This is a genomic window from Microbacterium canaveralium, from assembly GCF_047238045.1.
Classification (GTDB): domain Bacteria; phylum Actinomycetota; class Actinomycetes; order Actinomycetales; family Microbacteriaceae; genus Microbacterium.
Genome location: NZ_JBDFMA010000003.1, coordinates 1,497,918 through 1,517,240, shown reverse-complemented (window position 1 = coordinate 1,517,240; position 19,323 = coordinate 1,497,918). Strand labels below are relative to the sequence as shown.

Annotated in this window: 22 protein-coding genes; 9 read left to right on the top strand and 13 right to left on the bottom strand. The window is 69.1% G+C overall.

All coding sequences use genetic code 11. The features are described 5' to 3' along the window. Positions 1-26: 26 nt before the first annotated feature. Positions 27-833, top strand: coding sequence for an SDR family NAD(P)-dependent oxidoreductase (locus ABC271_RS08215; RefSeq protein ID WP_412924404.1), 807 nt, complete (start codon positions 27-29; stop codon positions 831-833). On the opposite strand, the gene ABC271_RS08210 is transcribed toward ABC271_RS08215, so the two are convergent. Then, the gene (locus ABC271_RS08210) at positions 830-1,141 is read right to left on the bottom strand and encodes a hypothetical protein (RefSeq protein ID WP_412924403.1); all 312 of its coding nucleotides are present in this window, start codon (positions 1,139-1,141) and stop codon (positions 830-832) included. The two genes, ABC271_RS08215 and ABC271_RS08210, sit on opposite strands and share 4 nt — an antisense overlap. A gap of 96 nt (positions 1,142-1,237) precedes the next feature. Beyond that, the gene (locus ABC271_RS08205) at positions 1,238-1,603 is read right to left on the bottom strand and encodes a MerR family transcriptional regulator (RefSeq protein WP_412924402.1); all 366 of its coding nucleotides are present in this window, start codon (positions 1,601-1,603) and stop codon (positions 1,238-1,240) included. A gap of 112 nt (positions 1,604-1,715) precedes the next feature. Between ABC271_RS08205 and ABC271_RS08200 the strand changes: the two genes are divergently transcribed. Continuing rightward, positions 1,716-2,618, top strand: a complete 903-nt coding sequence (locus ABC271_RS08200; RefSeq protein WP_412924401.1) for an alcohol dehydrogenase catalytic domain-containing protein — start codon at positions 1,716-1,718, stop codon at positions 2,616-2,618. A 32-nt stretch (positions 2,619-2,650) separates the two neighbouring features. On the opposite strand, the gene ABC271_RS08195 is transcribed toward ABC271_RS08200, so the two are convergent. Next, the gene (locus ABC271_RS08195; protein ID WP_412924400.1) at positions 2,651-3,226 is read right to left on the bottom strand and encodes a dihydrofolate reductase family protein; all 576 of its coding nucleotides are present in this window, start codon (positions 3,224-3,226) and stop codon (positions 2,651-2,653) included. 72 nt (positions 3,227-3,298) lie between these two features. On the opposite strand from ABC271_RS08195, the gene ABC271_RS08190 reads away from it, so the two are divergent. The 3 genes from ABC271_RS08190 (at position 3,299) to ABC271_RS08180 (ending at position 5,619) form a co-directional block, all read left to right on the top strand. Then, positions 3,299-3,877, top strand: coding sequence for a TetR/AcrR family transcriptional regulator (locus ABC271_RS08190; RefSeq protein WP_412924399.1), 579 nt, complete (start codon positions 3,299-3,301; stop codon positions 3,875-3,877). Positions 3,878-4,070: 193 nt separating this feature from the next. Next, positions 4,071-4,988, top strand: a complete 918-nt coding sequence (locus ABC271_RS08185; RefSeq protein ID WP_412924398.1) for an AEC family transporter — start codon at positions 4,071-4,073, stop codon at positions 4,986-4,988. Between the two features lie 79 nt (positions 4,989-5,067). Beyond that, entirely contained in the window at positions 5,068-5,619 is a 552-nt protein-coding gene (locus ABC271_RS08180) for an HdeD family acid-resistance protein (protein WP_412924397.1), read from the top strand. A 76-nt stretch (positions 5,620-5,695) separates the two neighbouring features. Here ABC271_RS08180 and ABC271_RS08175 read toward each other — a convergent pair whose 3' ends face one another. Then, positions 5,696-6,460, bottom strand: coding sequence for an SDR family oxidoreductase (locus ABC271_RS08175; RefSeq protein WP_412924396.1), 765 nt, complete (start codon positions 6,458-6,460; stop codon positions 5,696-5,698). 174 nt (positions 6,461-6,634) lie between these two features. On the opposite strand from ABC271_RS08175, the gene ABC271_RS08170 reads away from it, so the two are divergent. From ABC271_RS08170 to ABC271_RS08155, 4 genes are all read left to right on the top strand, one after another. Then, positions 6,635-7,111, top strand: coding sequence for an NfeD family protein (locus ABC271_RS08170; protein WP_412924395.1), 477 nt, complete (start codon positions 6,635-6,637; stop codon positions 7,109-7,111). Then, entirely contained in the window at positions 7,108-8,073 is a 966-nt protein-coding gene (locus ABC271_RS08165) for an SPFH domain-containing protein (protein WP_412924394.1), read from the top strand. Before ABC271_RS08170 ends, ABC271_RS08165 begins: the two co-directional genes overlap by 4 nt. After that, positions 8,070-8,852: a glycerophosphodiester phosphodiesterase family protein gene (locus tag ABC271_RS08160; protein ID WP_412924393.1), complete on the top strand. Its 783-nt coding sequence runs from the start codon at positions 8,070-8,072 to the stop codon at positions 8,850-8,852. The genes ABC271_RS08165 and ABC271_RS08160 overlap by 4 nt, the downstream gene beginning before the upstream one ends. 109 nt (positions 8,853-8,961) lie before the next feature. Beyond that, positions 8,962-9,330 carry an RNA polymerase-binding protein RbpA gene (locus tag ABC271_RS08155; RefSeq protein ID WP_412924392.1) on the top strand — a complete coding sequence of 123 codons (369 nt, stop codon included), beginning with the start codon at positions 8,962-8,964 and terminating at the stop codon, positions 9,328-9,330. 15 nt (positions 9,331-9,345) lie between these two features. Here ABC271_RS08155 and lnt read toward each other — a convergent pair whose 3' ends face one another. From lnt to ABC271_RS08110, 9 genes are all read right to left on the bottom strand, one after another. Beyond that, positions 9,346-10,908 (bottom strand): apolipoprotein N-acyltransferase, encoded by a 1,563-nt coding sequence (lnt, locus tag ABC271_RS08150; protein ID WP_412924391.1) that lies wholly within the window; start codon positions 10,906-10,908, stop codon positions 9,346-9,348. Positions 10,909-10,946: 38 nt separating this feature from the next. After that, positions 10,947-13,421 carry a DEAD/DEAH box helicase gene (locus ABC271_RS08145; RefSeq protein WP_412924390.1) on the bottom strand — a complete coding sequence of 825 codons (2,475 nt, stop codon included), beginning with the start codon at positions 13,419-13,421 and terminating at the stop codon, positions 10,947-10,949. Continuing rightward, positions 13,418-14,176 (bottom strand): twin-arginine translocase subunit TatC, encoded by a 759-nt coding sequence (gene tatC / locus ABC271_RS08140; protein ID WP_412926121.1) that lies wholly within the window; start codon positions 14,174-14,176, stop codon positions 13,418-13,420. The genes ABC271_RS08145 and tatC overlap by 4 nt, the downstream gene beginning before the upstream one ends. A gap of 63 nt (positions 14,177-14,239) precedes the next feature. After that, positions 14,240-14,494: a Sec-independent protein translocase subunit TatA gene (gene tatA, locus ABC271_RS08135; protein ID WP_412924389.1), complete on the bottom strand. Its 255-nt coding sequence runs from the start codon at positions 14,492-14,494 to the stop codon at positions 14,240-14,242. A gap of 77 nt (positions 14,495-14,571) precedes the next feature. After that, positions 14,572-15,555 carry a helix-turn-helix transcriptional regulator gene (locus ABC271_RS08130; protein ID WP_412924388.1) on the bottom strand — a complete coding sequence of 328 codons (984 nt, stop codon included), beginning with the start codon at positions 15,553-15,555 and terminating at the stop codon, positions 14,572-14,574. Next, positions 15,552-16,544, bottom strand: coding sequence for a helix-turn-helix transcriptional regulator (locus ABC271_RS08125; protein WP_412924387.1), 993 nt, complete (start codon positions 16,542-16,544; stop codon positions 15,552-15,554). Before ABC271_RS08125 ends, ABC271_RS08130 begins: the two co-directional genes overlap by 4 nt. Positions 16,545-16,570: 26 nt before the next feature. Beyond that, on the bottom strand, positions 16,571-17,527 hold the full coding sequence (locus tag ABC271_RS08120; RefSeq protein ID WP_412924386.1) for an FKBP-type peptidyl-prolyl cis-trans isomerase: 957 nt from the start codon (positions 17,525-17,527) through the stop codon (positions 16,571-16,573). Positions 17,528-17,536: 9 nt separating this feature from the next. Continuing rightward, positions 17,537-18,562, bottom strand: a complete 1,026-nt coding sequence (locus ABC271_RS08115; RefSeq protein WP_412924385.1) for a tRNA (adenine-N1)-methyltransferase — start codon at positions 18,560-18,562, stop codon at positions 17,537-17,539. Continuing rightward, positions 18,559-19,251 (bottom strand): HAD family hydrolase, encoded by a 693-nt coding sequence (locus tag ABC271_RS08110; protein WP_412924384.1) that lies wholly within the window; start codon positions 19,249-19,251, stop codon positions 18,559-18,561. The genes ABC271_RS08115 and ABC271_RS08110 overlap by 4 nt, the downstream gene beginning before the upstream one ends. Positions 19,252-19,323: the final 72 nt, after the last annotated feature.

Here is a 19,323-nt window from a genome sequence, read left to right as displayed (position 1 = left end):
AACCGGGACGGGCGTATGTTCGTGCCATGACCCGCATCGCACTCGTCACCGGTACCTCCAGCGGCATCGGTCTGCACACGGCCATCGGCCTCGCGCGGGCCGGCCTCTCCGTCGTCGCGACCGTCCGCGACACCTCCCGCGCCGATGCGCTCCGCGAGGCAGCCGACACCGCGGGCGTCACCCTCGACATCCGCGCGCTCGACGTCACCGACGCCGATGCCGCCGCGGCGCTCATCGCCGACCTGGGCGTCGTCGACGTTCTGGTCAACAATGCCGGCCGCGGAGCCGTTGGAACCCTCGAACAGCTCTCGGATGCCGACCTCCAGGCGCAGCTCGACACGAACTACCTCTCGGTCGCCCGCCTCACGCGCCTGGTACTTCCCGGCATGCGCGAGCGCGGTCACGGTCGCATCGTGACGGTGACGAGCGTCGGGGGAGCGGTGGGGCAGCCGTTCGCCGACGCGTACTGCGGCGCGAAGTTCGCGGTGGAGGGCATGATGCAGTCGCTCGCGCCGGTCGTCGCGCCCTTCGGCATCGATGTCGCGATCGTCGAGCCGGCCGCGGTCGCGTCGTCGTTCACGGCATCCGTGGATCGCTACGAGGGCGGCCCGTACCAGGCGCAGCTCGACGCTTACATCCAGCGCACGACCGCGTCGTTCGCTCAGGCACAGTCCGCGGAGGATGCCGCGAGAACGGTGATCGAGGCGGCCACCACCGAGTCGCCGAAGTTCCGGTGGCAGACTTCGGAGGCCGCCGTCCGGTTCGCCGGACTCTCGCTCGGCGACCTCGACGGGTCACGGGTCATCGGCGTGACGTCGGAGTGGATCCGCTAGAGCTGCGCGATCAGCAGGAGTCCCACGACGATTTCGAGCAGCACCCCGACGGCCAAAAGGCAGGGGAGTGCGGGGCGCGACGTCGTCGCGCCGAGTCCGAGCGCGATGAAGCCCGTGATTCCCCAGATCACCGAGGAAAACCAGAAGACCGCGATCGGCAGGAGGACCGCCATGCTCGACGCGCCCGACACCGTCGCGTTGAGACCGAAGGTCCACAGCAGCACGAGTGTCAGGGCTGTCAGCGAAATGGTCGACAGCACGATCGATGTCGTACGGCGACGGTCGCGGGGGAGTCGGGGGGAACTCATCGCGTCAGCGTACCGGTGACGGGGGAGAGGCGTTCGATCGATCACGGCCCTCTCGCCGCGAGGAGCAGCCCACCACGTCGGCGGGGGAGGCACCCGTCACCTCTTGTCTTGATCGAGATAGGCACTGGCCGCCTCGAGGATGTGGCCGAGCTGGGCCCGGACCGCGATGAGCTCGTCGATCTGCGCGGAGAGTCGTGCGTACTCCTCGCGCATGACGGCGACGGAAGCCGCCGTCGTGTGCTCGGACGGTGCGTCGACGCACGGCAGCAGCTCCGTGATCTTCGAACTCGTCAGGCCCGCCGAATAGAGCTGCTGGAGCAACCGCACCCTGCCGACGGCGCCGGCCTCATAGACACGTTGGCCGCCGCGAGTGCGTTCGGAGTGCAGGAGCCCCTGTTCCTCGTAGTAGCGGAGCGCCCGGACGCTGACACCGGCGGACGCGGCGACTTCACCGATCTTCACCTTGTCCTCCTTCGATTTGAACCTGACGCTGACGTCAGGTCATAGCGTAGGCCTCGAACGCGGACCCACGGGGTCCGATCCCCTCGACACCCACCGACGTCTCGGAGACCTCATGCGCGCAGCACGCTTCCACGAATACGGCACCCCCGAGGTGCTCTCCATCGAAGACGCGGCCGAGCCGCACGCCGGCCCCGGTGCGGTGCGGATCCGAGTCCTCGCCGCCAGTGTGAACCCGATCGACGTCCTGCTGCGCGGCGGTGTCCTCCGGGCCGCATTGCCCCTGGCCCTCCCCGCGATTCCCGGCCGGGATGCCGTCGGAGTCGTCGACGAGGTGGGGCCCGGCGCCACCGGCACGAACGTCGGCGACGTCGTCTTCGGCCTCGGTGGCGTGAGCGACACGACCGCGGAGTTCGCCGTGCTGACCGCATGGAGCGACGTCCCTGAGAACTGGACCGTGGAGCAGTCGGCCGCGGCGGGTCTCGCGTCGGCCACAGCGGCGCGTGCGGTATTCGCGCTCGGCGACCTCGACGGACGCACGCTGCTCGTGGAGGGCGCCGGGGGAGCGGTCGGGAGCGCGGCCGCGGCGTTCGCCCGCGCGGCGGGAGCGCGGGTGGTCGGCACCGCACGGCCGGCGAAGCACGATCAGTTGGCGGCGGCGGGAGTGGAACCGACGTCATACGGCCCCGGCCTGGCAGACCGTGTGCGAGCCCTCGCACCGCAGGGCGTGGACGCCGCGATCCATGCCGCGCCGTCTCCGTCGCTTGCCGATCTGCTCGAGATCGTGGGCGACACGACGCGCGTGGTCACGGTCGTCGACGCGCAGGGCGCAGCGCGCCTGGGCGTTCGACACGTGAACGCGGCGAACGAATCGGCACTTCTCGAGTACGCCGCGGACCTGGGCCGCCGGGGCCTTTACCTTCCCCGCGTCGACCGCGTCGTGCCGCTCGCCTCCATCCAGGAGGCGCATGCCCTGGCCGAGAGCGGGAGCGGGAAGATCGTCGTGTCCCTGACGTGATCCGCGGACCCGCGGTCTCCGCACGGCGCACTTCAGGGCGCCGCAGCGGCCACCCATTCCTCGACGACCACGCCCGAATCGAACGGTCGCAATGACACCCGTTCGAACGCACGAATCCCGTCGCCGCGTCCGGAGAAGAGGGGTATTCCGACGCCGACCACGATCGGGTTGCGCTTGATGACGAGCCGGTCGATCCGGGGGAGAAGCGTCCCGGCGAGCTCTCCTCCGCCGCACAGCCAGATGTCGAGACCCGGCTCGCGCTTGAGGCGCTCGACCTCGCCGCCCGGATCGCTCGTGAGGGTGATCCGCGGGTCGTGCGAACGATTCTGACGGCTCGCGACGATCTGCCGGAGATGCGGGTACGGACTCGGGATGCCGGCATCCAGGGCCGGTCGCAGGGTGTTCCACCCCATGATGACGGTGTCGAATTTCGTGAGCGGTCGACGGATGCCGAGGGCATCGCGCGCGTGGACGGGGAGAGCATCCGCATATTCGTCGAACAGGACGGAGGAGTGGTCCCCCTCGACGAGGAAGGCGTCGAACCTCCCTCGGGCGTCGGCGATGAAACCGTCGATGCTGGCGGCGACGTAGTACACGAGTTCGCGCATGATCTCCCTCTTTCACGACATCTGTCGTGATCAAAGTACAACATCTGTCGTGGTTTGCCCTATCATTTCCTCATGGCTCGTAATGCAGACCGGCGGAACTCGCTGATGGATGCCGGCATCCGGGTGCTCGCCGAGGCCGGAGCGCGCGGCCTGACGCACCGAGCCGTCGATGTCGCGGCGGGCGTGCCGACGGGCACGACGTCGAACTATTTCGCCGGCCGCGACGATCTGATCGCCGCACTCGTGGAACGCATCGAGGAGCGATTGACGCCCGACTCGGATGCCGTCGATTCTCCGCCGGAGCGCCCACGGGATCGACACCTCGTGGAGGAGTTCGTGCGCGATGTGGCGCGACGACTGACGGGGGAGCCGCACGTAGCGCTCGCACTGTTCGAATTGCGGCTCGAAGCGACTCGACGACCGACGGTAGCCGCAACACTGAGTGAGTGGCGGCAGCGCGCGTTCGAAGCGGACGTGAGGTTCCACGCCGCGCAGGGCCTGCCTGGTGGACGCACCGAGATCGCCTTGCTGCATCACGCGATCGACGGCCTCATGCTCGACCGCCTGACGATCCCGCTCGACACCGGCGTCTCCACGGAGGAGGCCGTCGCCGCCCTGGTGGATCGCATCCTGCGGACCGCCGACGTCTGACCGCTGGCCATCCGGGGAGAGGGTGCTCTCATTCAAACTGACATAATGTGCATTATCGGCTATATCTGTTCCGCGTAGCTGCGCTGTCGCCCGCCACGTCGTTCGTCGCCTCCCGTCGCACGGCTAGGCTCACATTGATGGAATCGCGACGTCGCCCGCGCGGCGCGTGGGCCTGCCCGCCGGGTGCACCGGCGTGAGCGGCATCCTCACGGGCTTCGCCGTCATTGGACTGGCCGTGATCGTCGGATACGTCATCGCCCGCATCGATCTCCTCGGCGAGCACGCCCGACCGGTGCTGAGCCGCCTGACGTACTTCGTCCTTTCGCCGTTCCTGCTGTTCGTCGTCCTGGCCCGCGCGGATGTGAAGACGTTGTTCTCCGCGCTGCTGCCGGTATCGATGATCACGGCCGCCATCATCATCGCCGGCTACGCCCTGATCTCCCGGTTCCTGCTGCGCCGCCCGACCGCCGAGACGGTCATCGGCTCCCTGTCGGCCGGTCAGGTGAACAGCAACAACATCGGCATCCCGATTTCGCTCTACATGCTGGGCGACGCGGCGTATTCGGCTCCCGTGATCCTTTTCCAGCTCCTCGTGCTCATGCCGATCGCGCTCGCGATTCTGGATGCCGCGACCTCGGGCTCCCGCTCCCCCCGCCGTATCCTCACCCAGACGGCCAAGAACCCCATGCTCACCGGATCGGCGCTGGGCGTGCTCGTCGCCGTCCTCGGCATCCATCTGCCGCCGATCGTGATGGATCCCCTGGCGTTCTTCGCCGCGGCGTGCGTTCCCATCCTGCTCATGTCGTACGGCATGTCCTTGTACGGTCAGCGCGTGCTCACCGAGCCCGGACGCCGCATCGATGTCGTCATCGCATCCGCGCTGAAGCTCGTCATCATGCCGGCCATCGCCTGGGGTGTGGCGATCGCCTTCCGCCTGCCCGCCGAGCAGGTCTTCATCGTCGTGACGCTCGCCGCGCTGCCGACGGCGCAGAACGTTTTCAACTTCGCGCAGCGCTACGGCGTCGGCGAGATCCTCTCTCGCGACGTGGTGTTCATCTCGACCATCGGGTGTCTTCCGGTGCTCTTCGGAGTCGCTCTGTTACTGGGGTAAAGCCGCTCCCCCACACCGATTCCGGCAGGGTCTATCGTGAGGGTCGAAGCGTTCAGCATTCACTCAGGAAAGGCTCGCCATGACCACCACTACTTCGTCCAGTACGCCCGCCGTGCGGGCCGTGCGCACGGCCCTGGCCGTCAGCGGTGCGGTCTCGCTCATCGTCGGTCTGCTCATCCTCCTGTGGCCCGGGCGCACCGCCCAGGTCGCCGTGGGGATCATTGCCGTCTACGTCATCGTGGCCGGCCTGGTGAACATCGGTATCGGCATCTTCTTCCGCTCCGGCTGGGCGCGGATCGGCTATATCGTCCTCGGCGTCCTGTTCATCCTCGCGGGGATCTTCTCGTTCGCGAACCTCCCGGCCACCACGGCGTGGTTCGGCGTCTTCGTCGGTACCCTCGTCGGCATCCTGTGGATCATCGAGGGCGTGGTCTCGCTCACGACGTTGAGCCACGGATCGGGACGCGGCTGGACGATCTTCTTCGCGATCATCAGCATCCTCGCCGGCGTCGTCCTGCTGTTCTCGCCGCTGCTGGGCGCGGTCACGCTCTTCATTCTGCTCGGCGCCTCGCTCCTCGTCCTCGGAGTGTTCCAGATCGTGCGCGCGATCCAGTTCGGCAAGACCGCCTGAGACACCGAACAACGAGAAGGGGCCCGGATGCCATGGCATCCGGGCCCCTTTTCCCTTCACAGGGCGAGAGCTTCGCTCACTCGTCGCCGAAGGAGTCCGTGTCTCCGACCAGGCGGGTGTTGTCGGCGGGCACCGGGTCGAGGGCTGCGCGGGCGACCTCGGCCGCGAACTCCGCGACGTTGTAGAGCTTGCCGGCATCCTCGCGACGGGCCGCGATCGCGCCCGGGTTCGCACGTTCGAGCAGCGTCGCCGTGATGGTGCCCTCGATCATGTCGCCCGAGACGACCGTGAAGCCGATACCGCGCTCCTCGAGAGCAGGGATGTGCTCGCGCAGGGCGTCCTCACCGGCGCGCTTGGAGAGAGCGACGGGCTCGTACTCCGGCATCGTCGGGGTCGTGCGGATGAAGTGCGCCTGGTGGCTCGTGACGAACACGACCCGCGCGCCCTCGCGGAGCAGGGGCAACGCGGTCTCGAGGACGTTCACCTGCGCATCGCGGTTGAGCTTCAGCGCGTAGTCCTCGGCCATCCCCGACTCCATGCCGCCCGAGGCGTTGAGGACGAGAACGTCGAGCCCACCGAACGTCCGCTCCACCTCGTCGAACATCGCCTGCACCGACGCCGGATCGGTGAGGTCGGCGCCCACGACGAGCGCCTCGATGCCCAGCTCGCGCAGCTGCGCGGCGAGCTTCTCGGCCCGCGGCGCCTTGTTGCGGAAGTTGATCACGACGTTCGCGCCGGCCTCGGCGAAGTAGCGGACCGTGTCGGCGCCGATGCCGCGCGACGAGCCGGTGACGAGGGCGGTCTTGCCGCTCAAAGAGCCGGACGGGAGGGTCTGGGACACGGGAACTCCTGACAAGTCGAGATCGGGTGCCGCCCACCGACGGCGGCGCGGACGACAATGCACCAGCCTACCGACCGGGATGCCGCGGCCCGCGTTCGGGCTGATCTGAGCGCCGCGGGAGATCCGACCCTCCGCCGTCAGCCGCGTGCTACGTTCAGGAAAAGGAGGTGCGACATGGACGTTCTCTCCACCATCGACACGTGGGCGTGGATCATCTGGCTCGTGGTGATTCTGCTCTTCCTCGTCATCGAGATGCTCACGGTCGAGCTGACATTCCTGATGCTGGCCATCGGCGGCATTGTCGGCCTCGTCACCGATCTCGGCGGCGCCCCACCCTGGGCGCAGGTCATCGTCGCGGCCGTGGCCGCGATCGCGTTGGTGGTTTTCCTGCGCCCACGGCTGCTCCGACGGCTGCAGCGGAGCGCGGACGCCCGTCCGTCCAACGTCGAAGCGTTGCTCGGCCTCGAGGGGTTCGTCCTCGCGACCGTCTCGCGAGTCTCGGGCCAGGTCAAACTCTCCAACGGGGACGTGTGGACGGCACGCACCGACAGCGATGACATCCGTCTCGATCCCGGCACGCGCGTCGAGGTCGCCCGCATCGACGGCGCCACCGCCGTCGTCCGCGCTCGAAAGCAGGAGGCCGCACGATGAGCGCTGAGAATCTGATCCCCCTCACCATCGGGTGGGTGCTGGCGGTCGCCGTCGCGATCTTCGTGATCGTCGCGATCTTCCGTGCCATCCGTATCATTCCGCAGGCCCGCGCCGGCGTCGTGGAGCGGCTCGGGAAGTACCACAAGACCCTTCTGCCGGGGCTCAACATCGTCGTGCCATTCATCGATCGCGTGCGACCGCTCATCGACATGCGCGAGCAGGTGGTGTCGTTCCCACCCCAGCCGGTCATCACCGAGGACAACCTGGTCGTCTCGATCGACACGGTCGTGTACTTCCAGGTCACCGATGCCCGCGCCGCGACGTACGAGATCGCCAACTATCTCGGTGCGGTCGAGCAGCTCACCACGACGACGCTCCGCAACGTGGTCGGCGGTCTGAACCTCGAGCAGGCGCTGACCAGTCGCGACAACATCAACGGGCAGCTCCGCGTTGTGCTCGACGAGGCGACGGGCAAGTGGGGCATCCGCGTGGGGCGCGTCGAGCTGAAGGCCATCGATCCGCCGGTCTCGATCCAGGACTCGATGGAGAAGCAGATGCGCGCGGAGCGCGACCGACGCGCCGCGATCCTGACCGCCGAGGGCTCCAAGCAATCCCAGATCCTCGAGGCGGAGGGACGCCGCCAGGCTTCCATCCTCCAGGCCGAGGGCGACAAGCAGGCCTCCGTCCTGCGTGCGGAGGGCGAGGCCCGGGCCATCCAGCAGGTCTTCTCGGCGATTCACGAGGGTCGGCCCGACGACAAGCTGCTCGCCTACCAGTATCTGCAGATGCTGCCCAAAATCAGCGACAGCGCCTCTAGCAAGCTGTGGATCATCCCGAGCGAGTTCACCGAGGCCCTCAAGGGCATCTCCGGCGCGTTCGGGGCTCGCACGGCAGAGTCGTCCGACGGCCGAGACCCCGCGTCCGCCGACGAGCGCGGCCACGCCGCCCCCGCCGGTTCATGACCCGGCATCCCTACCTCTCCCCCGAGCCCCCGCGCGTGCTGGCTCACCGCGGGTTGGTGACCCCGGCGGATGCCGCCCAGGGCGTCGTCGAGAACTCGTTCGCTGCCGTGGCCGCCGCCCACGCCGCGGGGATCGACTACGTCGAATCCGACTGCCACCTCACCGCCGACGGCGCCGTCATCCTCTTCCACGACGACGACCTGTCTCGGGTGACCGGCGACCCCCGCAAGATCGCCGACGTGCGGCTTCCGGAGCTCGAGGAGCTCATGGCCGACCGCGGCGGGCTCGTCACCCTGCCCCAGGCCCTCGGCGCCTTCCCCGACGTCCGGTTCAACCTCGACGTCAAGGCCGAGGCCGCGGCCGAGCCCGTCGGACGGCTCGTGGCCCCGCATGCCGAGCGCGTTCTCGTCACCAGCTTCTCGGATGATCGGCGCCGAGTCGCACTGGCGGCCGCTCGTTCCGCGGGTGCGGCCCTCCGCCCGGCCACGTCCCCCGGTTCCTCGACGGTTGCGCGTCTCGTCGCCGCGCTCGCGGTGGGCCTTCGCGGGACCGCGCGCCGTCTTCTCGCCGACGTCGATGCACTGCAGATCCCGGAACGCCAGGGCCCGGTGCGCGTGCTCACCCCTCGCCTAGTGCGAGCCGCCCACGCCGCCGGCGTCGAGGTCCACGTGTGGACGGTCAACGAGCCGGCCGACATGGAACGCCTCCTCGATCTCGGTGTCGACGGTGTCGTCACCGACCGTGCCGATGCGGCTCTCGCCGTCGTGAACGGACGCTGAACAGCCGGTGGCCTGAGCATCGTCTGTGAATCTCGCCGCGAGGCGCTCCGTTCGAATAAAGCGCACAGGTGCGGCCGTTATACATGGGGACCGACGAGAGGACCACACAATGGCAGATCGCAGTCTTCGAGGCATCCGACTCGGCGCACAGAGCCTTCAGAGCGAAGACGGGGTCGTGTTCCACGACCGGGCCCAGCACACCTACGTCTGCAACACCTGCGGACGCGAGACGGTGCTGACCTTCGCCGCCGACGCCGAGGTACCGCCGGCATGGGAGTGCCGCACCTGCGGCGCTGAGGCGCTGCTCCGTATCGGCGAGGGCACCGCCACCGTCGACCACAGCGACGACAAGGCACCGCGCACGCACTGGGACATGCTCCTGGAGCGTCGCACCATCCCCGAGCTCGAGGAGCTCCTCGAGGAGCGCCTCGCGTTCCTCCGCGCCCGTCGCGGCGGGGACCAGAAGATCAGCGCCTAGACGCGGATCACGGATTCAGACGCCGGTTCCTTCGGGAGCCGGCGTCTTGTTCGTGCGCCCGCGGAACACGAGCACCGCACCGGCCGCCGCGAGACCGGCCAGGCTGCCCCACCCCAGCACGATCTTCAGGGCGGGTCCGATCACGACGGCCGGGGTGAGACCCGTGCGCAACGGCACGTCGGTGAGCATGTGGCCGGCGACGTCGACCGGGAGCTGATCGAGGGTCGCACCGTCGGGTGCGATGACCTGACTGGTACCCACGGTCGACAGGTTCACCACCGACCTTCCGGTCTCGATCGCCCGCATGCGAGCGAACGCCAGCTGCTGCAGGTTCTCGTCGGTCCCGCGGAAGTCGGCGTTGTTGGTCTGGAACAGGTAGACCTCCGCGCCCTGATCCGCGCCGTCCCACACCACGTCGTCGTAGATCACGTCGAAGCAGATCGCCAGCCCCGCCACCACGCCGTCGAGGTCGACCACCGGGCTCGCCGTCCCGGGGGTGTACTCGCGGCCGATGAGCCCGATGAGGTCGGGCGCGAACGGCTCCCAGAACGCCCGGTCGGGCACGTACTCGCCGAAGGGCACGGGATGCCTCTTGTCGTAGATCTGCGACGGCCCTCCGTCCGCGGTCCACACGAGCGCCGAGTTGTACAGGTTCGGCCCGCGTTCCGTCACCGCTGAGACGAGCAGCGGCGCGTCCACGCGACGCGAGAGCTCATCGAGCACGGCCGCCGTTCCCTGGTTACGCGTGGGGTCGGAGTCGACCCCGCCCTCGGGCCAGAGCAGGACGTCCATCTTCTCCCCGAAGAGCGGGGCGGATGCCGCGAGCTGAGCGTTCAACACCGCGTTGCGCGACCTCTGATCGAAGTAGCCCGCCGGACCGTTCCCCTGGACCGCGCCGACACGCATCGAGCCGGCGTCCGTGGTGGGGAACTGCGGCAGCGCGACGAGAGCCAGGAGCACCAGGATCGCCGGGACGGCGGCGAGCGGTCGACGCCATCTCGCCCGCCGCACGTACTCGATCGCCATGGCGCAGAAGAGCACGACGAGGAAACTCAGCCCCGACATCCCGACCCACGACGCCACCTCGGCGAAGGGACCGTTGACCTGCGAGACGCCGATCCGCCCCCAGGGGAAGCCACCGTAGGGCCATGAGCCCACGATCTGCTCCCGCAACGTCCACAGACCCGCCACCAGCGCGGGAAGAAGCATCAGCCGCCCCATTGCGCCCGAGGCGATGCGGGGCAACCACCGGTACGCCAGAGCGATCGGAACGGCGAACAGGGCCGTAAGGAGCGCCTCGAGCACCGACAGCGCGATCCAGGGGATGGGTCCCAGATAGCGCGCGGTGAAAAGCAGGTTCACGGAGAAGAACGCCGCACCGAAGAGGAATCCGACGAGCGCCGCCGACCAGACCCGCCGACCCGCGAGGGCGACGAGCGCCATGACGACCGCCGGGAACGCCATCGGCCACAACGCCGGCGCCGGGTAGGCCGTGACGAGGAGCAGACCCGCGGCCGTCGACAGTGGAGCGGCGAACGCCAGACGGACGATCGGTCGCGGCGGATCGGCGAGAGGCACCCGTCCAGCCTATGCGGCCCGCGCTGTGGCGATCCCGACTATGCCGAGGTGTAGGCGACGATGCCGCGACGAACCGAATCCAGCGCCGTCCGCGCCGTCTTCGCGAGCTTCGGCTCGGCCACCAGCGAGATCTGGTCGAGCAGGTCGATGGTCTGCTTCGCCCAGCGCACGAAGTCGCCCGCCGCCATGTCGGCGAGGGTCAGCACACTGTCCAGGGGCAACCCGCGCGCCCACCCGTGCATCGCCGGAGCGAGCCCGGAGGCGGGCGACTCGGAGCCCGGCAACCGGTGGTCGCGTTCGAGGTCGTCGAGCTCTTGCCAGAGCGTCTGCGTGGCATCCAGGGCCGCACGGAAGGGGCCTCGCGGCAGTCCTCGCTCCCCCGGCCCCGCCTCGTCTCGGCGCGGCTCGTACACGAGGCAGCACGCGAGGGCGGCGAGCGAGGGCGCGTCGAGCGCGTTCCACAGTCCCTGGCGGAGCGACTCGGCCACGAGGAGATCGCGCTCGCCGTAGATGCGGCGCATCGTTCGCCCGGCCGGGGTCAGCGTCGTCGTCCCGTCGTCCTCGATGTCGACGTACTCGAGCGCGGCGAGCACGTCGACGACGCGGTCGAACACGCGTGCCACGGTGCCGGTGCGCTGATCGATCTGATGCCGCGTCTTGTCGGTGGAGCGTTTGAGCTTCCAGTACCGCTCGGCCCAGCGGGCGTGCGCCTCACGATCGGGGCACGAGTTGCAGGGATGCCGCTGCATGCGGCGTCGCAGCGACTGGATCTGCTGTTGCCGCTCGTCGCGGAGGCGCCGGGGTGCGGTCGCGTCGCGGCGGTTGATCTTCTCGAGATCGGAGAGTTCACGGCGGATCGTGGAGTACTCGCGGAAGTCGCCGCGGTCGCAGGTCATCGCCTTCTCGTACCCCGCGAGGGACTCCTCTGCCTCTTTGACCTGGCGCGCGAGACCGACGACCGAGCGGTCGGCCTGGAACTGCGCGAACGAGGACTCGAGGATCTCTCGCGCCCGGGCCCGGCCGAACCGGTCGATGAGGTTGACGGCCATGTTGTACGTCGGCCGGAAGCTGGAGTTCAGCGGATACGTACGACGGGAGGCGAGCGCCGCGACGGACTGCGGTTCGAGCCCCTCGGTCCACTGGACGACGGCGTGCCCCTCAACGTCGATCCCGCGGCGCCCGGCGCGACCGGTGAGCTGCGTGTACTCGCCCGACGTGATCGCGACGCGCGCCTCACCGTTGAACTTCTCGAGCTTCTCGAGCACGACCGTGCGAGCCGGCATGTTGATGCCGAGGGCGAGCGTCTCGGTCGCGAAGACGACCTTCACGAGCTTGCGGCGGAAGAGCTCTTCCACGACCTCTTTGAACGCGGGGAGGAGTCCGGCGTGGTGGGCGGCGATCCCGCGCTCGAGGTTCTCCCGCCACTCCCAGTAATGCAGGACCGCGAGGTCCTCGTCCTTGAGGGTGAAGGTCAGCTCGTCGACGACCCGGCGGATCTCGCCGCGCTCTTCGGGAGAGGTGAGGCGCACGTCCGCGCGTCGAAGCTGTTGCACCGCAGCGTCGCATCCGGCGCGACTGAAGATGAAGAAGATCGCCGGGAGGAGGTGGTTGCGTCGTAGCAGGTCCACGACCTGCGGCCGGTCGATCCGTTCGATCCTCGGCGCGTGCGCGGCCCGTAGGGGGCGTTGGCCACCGCGCGGCTGACGCTTCCCGCCCGCGTGTCGTCCGGAGCGGTACTCCTGCGCGCGGCGATTGCTCTCGAACGTCGAGGCGTGACCACCGCGGATGCGCAGGAGCTCCTGATTCACCTGCGCGGTGGCGACACCGGCACGATCGTCGAACAGCGGCAGCAGGTCACCGCGCACGAGAACGTGCTGCTCGAGGGGCACCGGGCGCGTCTCGGACACGATCACCTCGGTGTCGCCGCGCACGGTGTCGAGCCAGTCGCCGAACTCCTCGGCGTTCGACACCGTCGCCGAGAGGGAGACGAGCCGCACGGAGCGCGGAAGGTGGATGATGACCTCCTCCCACACCGCCCCGCGGAAGCGGTCGGCGAGATAGTGCACCTCGTCCATCACGACGAACCGCAGGCCGCGCAGGGCGGGAGAATCCGCGTACAGCATGTTGCGCAGCACTTCGGTGGTCATCACGACGATGCGCGCGGAGGCATTGATGTTGGTGTCGCCGGTGAGGAGACCCACCTCGTCGTCGCCGTAGACCTCTTGCAACTCGTGGAACTTCTGGTTCGACAGCGCCTTGATCGGCGTGGTGTAGAAGGCTTTGTCTCCGGGTTCGAGCATCGCCAGGTGGATGGCGAACTCCCCCACGATCGTCTTGCCTGCGCCCGTGGGTGCGGCGACGAGCACGCTCCGCCCGTCCTCCAGGGCCTGGCATCCCGCGATCTGGAACGGGTCGAGGTCGAACCGCTGCGACTCGGCGAAATCGGCGGTGATCGGGTGCTGTGCGCGGGCCGAAGCCCGGGCGAAACGGTCGGCTGCGCTCAGTCCACTCACGCAGTCGATCCTGGCAGCCCCGCCGTTGCATTGCGACGGGCCTTGCGGCGATCGAAGAGCATGGATACGCCGGCGGCGGCGAAGAACAGAACGATCAGGATGCCGGCCAACATCAGCATGCTGACGACGTCGGCGGCCGGAGTGGCCAGCGCGGCGAACACGGAGGCGACGAGGATCGCGACGCGCCACCCCTTCAGAATCGCTTTGCCCGACATGACCCCCGCGACGTTGAGCGCGACGAGAAACACGGGCAGGACGAAGGCGACGCCGATGACGATCATCAACTTGAAGACGAAGTCGTAATACTCGGACGCGTTGTAGAAGTTGACGGCCCCGTCCGGCGTGAAGCCCCACATGAGCTCGATCACGTGCGGGACGACGAGCGTCCCGACCCAGCACCCGAGGAAGAACAGCGGCACCGCAGTGGCGATGAAGCCCACCGTGTACCGGATCTCTTTTCGCGTCAGGCCCGGCATGACGAACGCCCAGATCTGCCACAACCAGATCGGGGCTGACACGAAGATGCCGATCGAGAAGGCGATCCGCATGCGGAGGTCAAATGCAGAGGTGACGTTGGTGAAATTGAGAGCGGCGAAGTCGTCGCCGCGTTTTTCGGTGATGTCGCGAATCGGTCCCGTGATCCAGTCGATGACCGGGTCGGTGATGACGAAGGCCACGATCATCCCGACGACCAGGGCGGCGGCCGCGATCATCAGGCGCTTGCGCAGTTCGACGAGGTGCGCGCCGATGGACATGCGCTTGTCGCGCTGCGGCCCCTCGGGCACCTCGAGCCGCGGCGGTCCTGCCGTCACCACGTGTTACGCGGTCGTATCGCTGGGCTTGCGAGGCTCTGCCGCAACAGAGGGGGCGGCGCCGGACTCGGTCGGACGCGCGGCGTTGGCCGGACCTTCTGCGACCTCGTCGTCGCGCTTCATTTCCTTCATCTCGCTGCGGAAGACTCGGGCGGACTGACCCACGCTCTTCGCCAGCGCGGGAAGCTTCGTCGCACCGAACAGCAGAAGGATCACGGCGAGCAGGATCAGCAGGTGCCACCCGTTGAGATTGCCGAGCATGAGTACTCCTCGATTCGTTCGGACTGGCCTTCAGTGTAACCCTGTGGACCTGGCAACGGCGGGAGAAGGTCCCATGTTCACCCGGTGGGCGACGAGACTGATCCGTACTGAGCCAATCCCGCCGCGGCCCACGCCGCCGCCGCCTGCCGCGCGCCCGACGGCTCGAGGAGTTCGACTTCGCCGCCGCGGCGGGCGGCAAGGCGCTTGAGGCTCTGCTCGTCCGCGAGCTGCAACGAAGCGACCGCGATCTCTCCCTCTCCATCGATCGTCGCCCGCTCGAGGTAGTCGGACAGGAGCGGCGCGACCGCGCGGGGGAAGCGGAAGCGAGCAACCACCTCGTCGGCGGCCGGGGCGAACAGATCGGGGACCGGGTCGGCGCGGTGGACCGCGACGATGTCGGTCAGTTCGGCATCGCTCACCCGTTCGAGGTGGAAGGTGCGCACGGCCTTGCGCGTGTGGCACCAGCCCTGCAGGTACCACTGTCCGCCCGCGATGTGCACCTTGATCGGGTCGACCGTCCGGACGGTGGGGGCGGCCCCAGGGGCGCGGTAGGTGAACGACACGGCGACGTTGCGACGCAGGGCCCGGTCGACGACGTCGCGGACTCCGTCGACCGGCCCCGGGGCGACGATCACGGGCGGCGGCGCCGACGATGCGCCGGCCGCGAGCTTGGCGAGGAGCCCCGAGACGAGCGCGCTGTCGCCGACGCCGGGAAGCGTCCGGGTCAGCTGGAGCCCGGCGAGGAGGGCCGCGGCCTCGCGCGCGGTGAGACGCGGCGAGCGTTCGAGCCCCACGGTGTTCGTGATGGAGATGATGTCGTCGCGGTCGAGAAGATCCCAGTCGATGTCGAAGAGCTCGTTCGGCAGCTGCCAGTACCCGCCCTCTCCGGGCAGGCCGATGACGGTGAGACGCTCGACCATGGCCCGCATCTGATCGGCCGTGACGTCGAAGTCGGCGGCGGCCTCCGCGATCGACACCTCTCCCTTGCCCACGATGTACGGCACGAGCTGGAGGAGGAGGGCAGCGCGGTCGAGGGCGGGGAGAGCGCGGTCCGCGTTCATGCCGCACCTCCGTGCAGGTCGAGGGTCGCCTTCAGACGTCGGATGACCTGATCGCGCAGGTCGTCGGGAGCGACCACGCGCACCTCCGGTCCATACGAGGCGAGCTCGTCCGCGAACACGTGCAGATCGACGTAGGGCACGACGATGCCCTGACGTGCAGGCTCGGCCCGCCGCGACAGACGGAGCGCGGCCTCGGTCCCGGGGTGCACCTCGAGAAGGGCTCGCTGGCGCCGGGCGACGGCTTCGAGACCCGCGAGGGCCCGCTCCCCCGCATCCGCGCGCAGCGCCTCGTCGAAGCGCTCGCGCGTGACCGTGACGTCACCGACGATGCGCGAGAGCAGGAACGTGCGCTCGGCATCCATCGTCACGTCGAATCCGAACACGTGCCACCGCGCCTCGTACTCCAGCAGGGCGAGCGGGCGGATGCGACGTTCCCGAGCGCGCGGGTCGCCGGGACGCAGATAGCTGAACGTCACGACGCGGCACTGCTCGATCGCGCGTTGCAACGTCGGGAAAGCGGCGTCCCGCGCTCGGATGCGCGGCGAGTACCCGATGATCGGCTCGTCGACGGCAATGCCGAGCGCCCTGATCTTGCGCAGTCCGCTGCGCGCGTCGGCGGAGAGCGACTCGGTGCCCCACACGCTCCCGGCGATGTTGAGCAGGGCCACCTCGGCCGGGCTGAACGAGATGTCTTCGGGCAGGACGTACTCGGCGGTGGGCACGCGGTACCGCGCCTCGCGGAGATCGTCGGGGTCGGCGCGGTCGCCGATCGTCTCGATCGGAACCCCGAGGCCGCGCAGATTCTCCTTGTCGCGCTCGAACATCTTCTCGAGCGCGTCCTTCGACGCCCCGGCTTCGTACTGCTCGCGATACCCGGCCACCGACGACAGGATGGTGTCCTTCGTCAGGCCCTGCTCGGTCGCCATGAGGGCGACGACGAGGTTGACCAGACGCTCCTCGGGAGCGGGTCGGGACGAGGTGGCGGACACCCGCCCATCCTAGGCGCGGGCTGGACTCAGCCGTCGACGCCGAGGATGTCGAAGACGTAGACGAGCGCCGTGTCGGCGGGCGCGCGGAACGCCTGCTGGTCGTCGGCGGTCTGATCGGCGGGCACGACCACGAGGACCTGTGAACCGACCGTCTGCCCCTCGAGCGCCGAGGCGATCTCGGCGGGCATCTTGGACGGGGCCGCGGCGATGGGCGCCTTCCCCCACGTGGAGGCGAACTGCTCGCGATCGTTCCAGGCGACGCCGAGCACGTGCACGCGCGCGGTGGCGTCCGCCGTCAGCTCGGGGCCGTCGCCCTTCTTCAGGGTCTGGACAGAGACCGCGGTCGGAGCGTCGCCGTCGGGGATGGTGACACCGGGCTGACCGCTGGGCGCGCGCACGACCGTCGGGAGGCCGAACCCGGCGGTGAACTGGTCGGCCCCGTCGGCGGCGGGCAGGTAGACGCGCTCGACGTCCGCCACGACGACGGCGGAACCCCCCTGCGGGATGCCGAGGCCTTGCGCGGCCTGCTCCCCCACGCTGTCGTACGGCATCGACACGACGAGGCGCGACCCCTCGGTCGAGCACAGCATGGCCGACGAGAAGTCGGGGAAGGTCTGATCCCATCCCGACAGCGGCTGCGCGTTCGTGAGGTTGCCGTCGTAGCGCGATCCCACGATGCGCTCACCCGTGACGCCGTTGTAGACGGTCAGGTCGAGCAGCACGAGCTGATCGGGCTGCGTGATGCGCTCACCGTCGCCGCTGACCACGGTGTCGACCGAGCGGGACTCGGGCAGGAACGGCGACCGCACCTGGACATCGGGCTGCGTGCCGACCTCTCCGGAGACCGTGACGGCGTCTGCCGCGCGGGGATCGGAGGTGGGCGCCGCGCAAGCGGAGCCGGAGGCGCCGGTGGATGCCGAGCATCCGACGAGGCCGATTCCGGCCAGGGCGGTCACGGCGACGAGGGCGGGGAGTCTGCGCACCGGATCAGTTTAGGCGCTCGCGTCGGATGCCTCCGTCGCCGTGTCCGCCTCGCCGTCGCGTCGGCGCACACCGTCGGCGGCCTTCTGCGCCTCTCGCACGCGCTTGCGCAGGTTCTTGTCGGTGATCTCACGGTCGCCGACGGCACCGGGGGTCCACAGCTCGACGTCCTCATCGCCGTAGCTCGACTTCGACGCACGGCGCTTGACCTCGGGCGGCACCGCTCCGGGCGCCAGTCGGCGTGCGGTGAGCAGGAACCCGGTGTGCGCCACCATCCGGTGATCAGGGCGCACGGCCAGACCCTCCACGTGCCAGCCGCGCACCATCGTCTCGGAGGCATCCGGGTCGGTGAAGAGCCCCGTCGCGCGGATGTACTCCGCGACCCGGCTCAGCTGCGTCGCCGTGGCGACGTAGCAGAGCACGACTCCGCCGGGAGTGAGCGCGTCCGCCGCGGCGTCGATGCACTCCCAGGGTGCGAGCATGTCGAGGACGACGCGGTCGACGGATGCCGGGGCGACGGCATCCGGGAGGTTCTCGACGAGGTCGCCCACGACGACCTCCCACGTCGCCGGGGTCGCACCCAGGAAGGTCTCGACGTTCGCGCGGGCGACGTCGGCGAACTCTTCGCGGCGCTCGAACGACACCAGGCGCCCGCTCGGTCCGATCGCCCGAAGGAGCCAGAGCGAGAGCGCGCCCGAACCGACGCCGGCCTCCACCACGGTGGCGCCGGGGAAGATGTCGGCCTGCGAGAGGATCTGCGCCGCGTCCTTGGGGTAGACGATCGCGGCGCCTCGGGGCATCGACATCACGAAGTCGCGCAGGAGCGGCCGCAGAGCGAGGTAGTCGTGGCCCGAGCTGTTCGTGACGACGCTGCCGTCGGGCTGACCGACGAGGAGTTCGTGCTTGAGCACGCCGTTGTGGGTGTGCAGCTCGCCGTTCTCCCGCAGGGTGATGGTGTGCATCCGTCCCTTGGGACCGGTCAGCTGCACGCGATCGCCGACACGGAAGGGTCCGCTCAGGTGCGGGGTCTCGCTCATCGGGTCTCCTGGGGGGTGGTCGCTGGTGCGTGAGTGGAATGAAGGGCCGTGAGGTCCGCGGCGCCGCGGCCCTCGAGCGTCGGCCACAACGCGTGTGCGCCGACCTCGTCGAGCGAGACCATCAGCGGGATGCCGAGCGTCACCGCACCGCTGGCGATCGCCGAGCGCAGCCCGTTCGGTGAATCCTCGATCGCGACGGTGTCGGAGATGGCCACCCCCAGCGCGTCCGCGGCCTGGAGGTACGGGTCGGGATGGGGCTTGGGTCGGGTGACGTCGTCGCCGGCGACGACGACGTCGAAGGCCGGGAAATCGATCAGATCGACGACCGACAGTGCCATTCGACGCATCGACATCGTCACCAACGCCGTCTTGACTCCGGCGCTCCGCAGGTCGGCGAGCAGCTCGCGCGCACCGGGACGGAACGGTACGCCCTCCACGGCGAGCTGGCGCAGGACCTCGTCGGTGAGGTAGGCGATGATCTCGTCTACGCCCCACGGGACGCCCGCGTTCTGCAGCAACCGGGCCGAATCCTCCAGCGCGAGACCCACCATGCCCAACGCCTGTGCGTGCGACCACGTGCCGCCGAATCGCTCCACGAGAGGGGTCTCGGCAGCCATCCAGAACGGCTCGGTGTCGACCAGAGTGCCGTCCATGTCCCACAGGACGGCGGCGAGGGCGGGGGAAGTCATCGTTCCATCGTATCCAGCGGGCCCCGCGGGCCGAGCGCTCCCCCGGTCGCATGCGCCTATCCTGGATATCCA

Bases quoted from the DNA above. Each gene is read 5' to 3' on its own strand.
- ABC271_RS08215 (WP_412924404.1), top strand. From the start codon at position 27: ATGACCCGCATCGCACTCGTCACCGGTACCTCCAGCGGCATCGGTCTG.
- ABC271_RS08210 (WP_412924403.1), bottom strand. From the start codon at position 1,141: ATGAGTTCCCCCCGACTCCCCCGCGACCGTCGCCGTACGACATCGATC.
- ABC271_RS08200 (WP_412924401.1), top strand. From the start codon at position 1,716: ATGCGCGCAGCACGCTTCCACGAATACGGCACCCCCGAGGTGCTCTCC.
- ABC271_RS08195 (WP_412924400.1), bottom strand. From the start codon at position 3,226: ATGCGCGAACTCGTGTACTACGTCGCCGCCAGCATCGACGGTTTCATC.
- ABC271_RS08190 (WP_412924399.1), top strand. From the start codon at position 3,299: ATGGCTCGTAATGCAGACCGGCGGAACTCGCTGATGGATGCCGGCATC.
- ABC271_RS08180 (WP_412924397.1), top strand. From the start codon at position 5,068: ATGACCACCACTACTTCGTCCAGTACGCCCGCCGTGCGGGCCGTGCGC.
- ABC271_RS08170 (WP_412924395.1), top strand. From the start codon at position 6,635: ATGGACGTTCTCTCCACCATCGACACGTGGGCGTGGATCATCTGGCTC.
- ABC271_RS08165 (WP_412924394.1), top strand. From the start codon at position 7,108: ATGAGCGCTGAGAATCTGATCCCCCTCACCATCGGGTGGGTGCTGGCG.
- ABC271_RS08160 (WP_412924393.1), top strand. From the start codon at position 8,070: ATGACCCGGCATCCCTACCTCTCCCCCGAGCCCCCGCGCGTGCTGGCT.
- ABC271_RS08155 (WP_412924392.1), top strand. From the start codon at position 8,962: ATGGCAGATCGCAGTCTTCGAGGCATCCGACTCGGCGCACAGAGCCTT.
- tatC (WP_412926121.1), bottom strand. From the start codon at position 14,176: ATGTCCATCGGCGCGCACCTCGTCGAACTGCGCAAGCGCCTGATGATC.
- tatA (WP_412924389.1), bottom strand. From the start codon at position 14,494: ATGCTCGGCAATCTCAACGGGTGGCACCTGCTGATCCTGCTCGCCGTG.
- ABC271_RS08130 (WP_412924388.1), bottom strand. From the start codon at position 15,555: ATGAACGCGGACCGCGCTCTCCCCGCCCTCGACCGCGCTGCCCTCCTC.
- ABC271_RS08115 (WP_412924385.1), bottom strand. From the start codon at position 18,562: ATGAGCGAGACCCCGCACCTGAGCGGACCCTTCCGTGTCGGCGATCGC.
- ABC271_RS08110 (WP_412924384.1), bottom strand. From the start codon at position 19,251: ATGACTTCCCCCGCCCTCGCCGCCGTCCTGTGGGACATGGACGGCACT.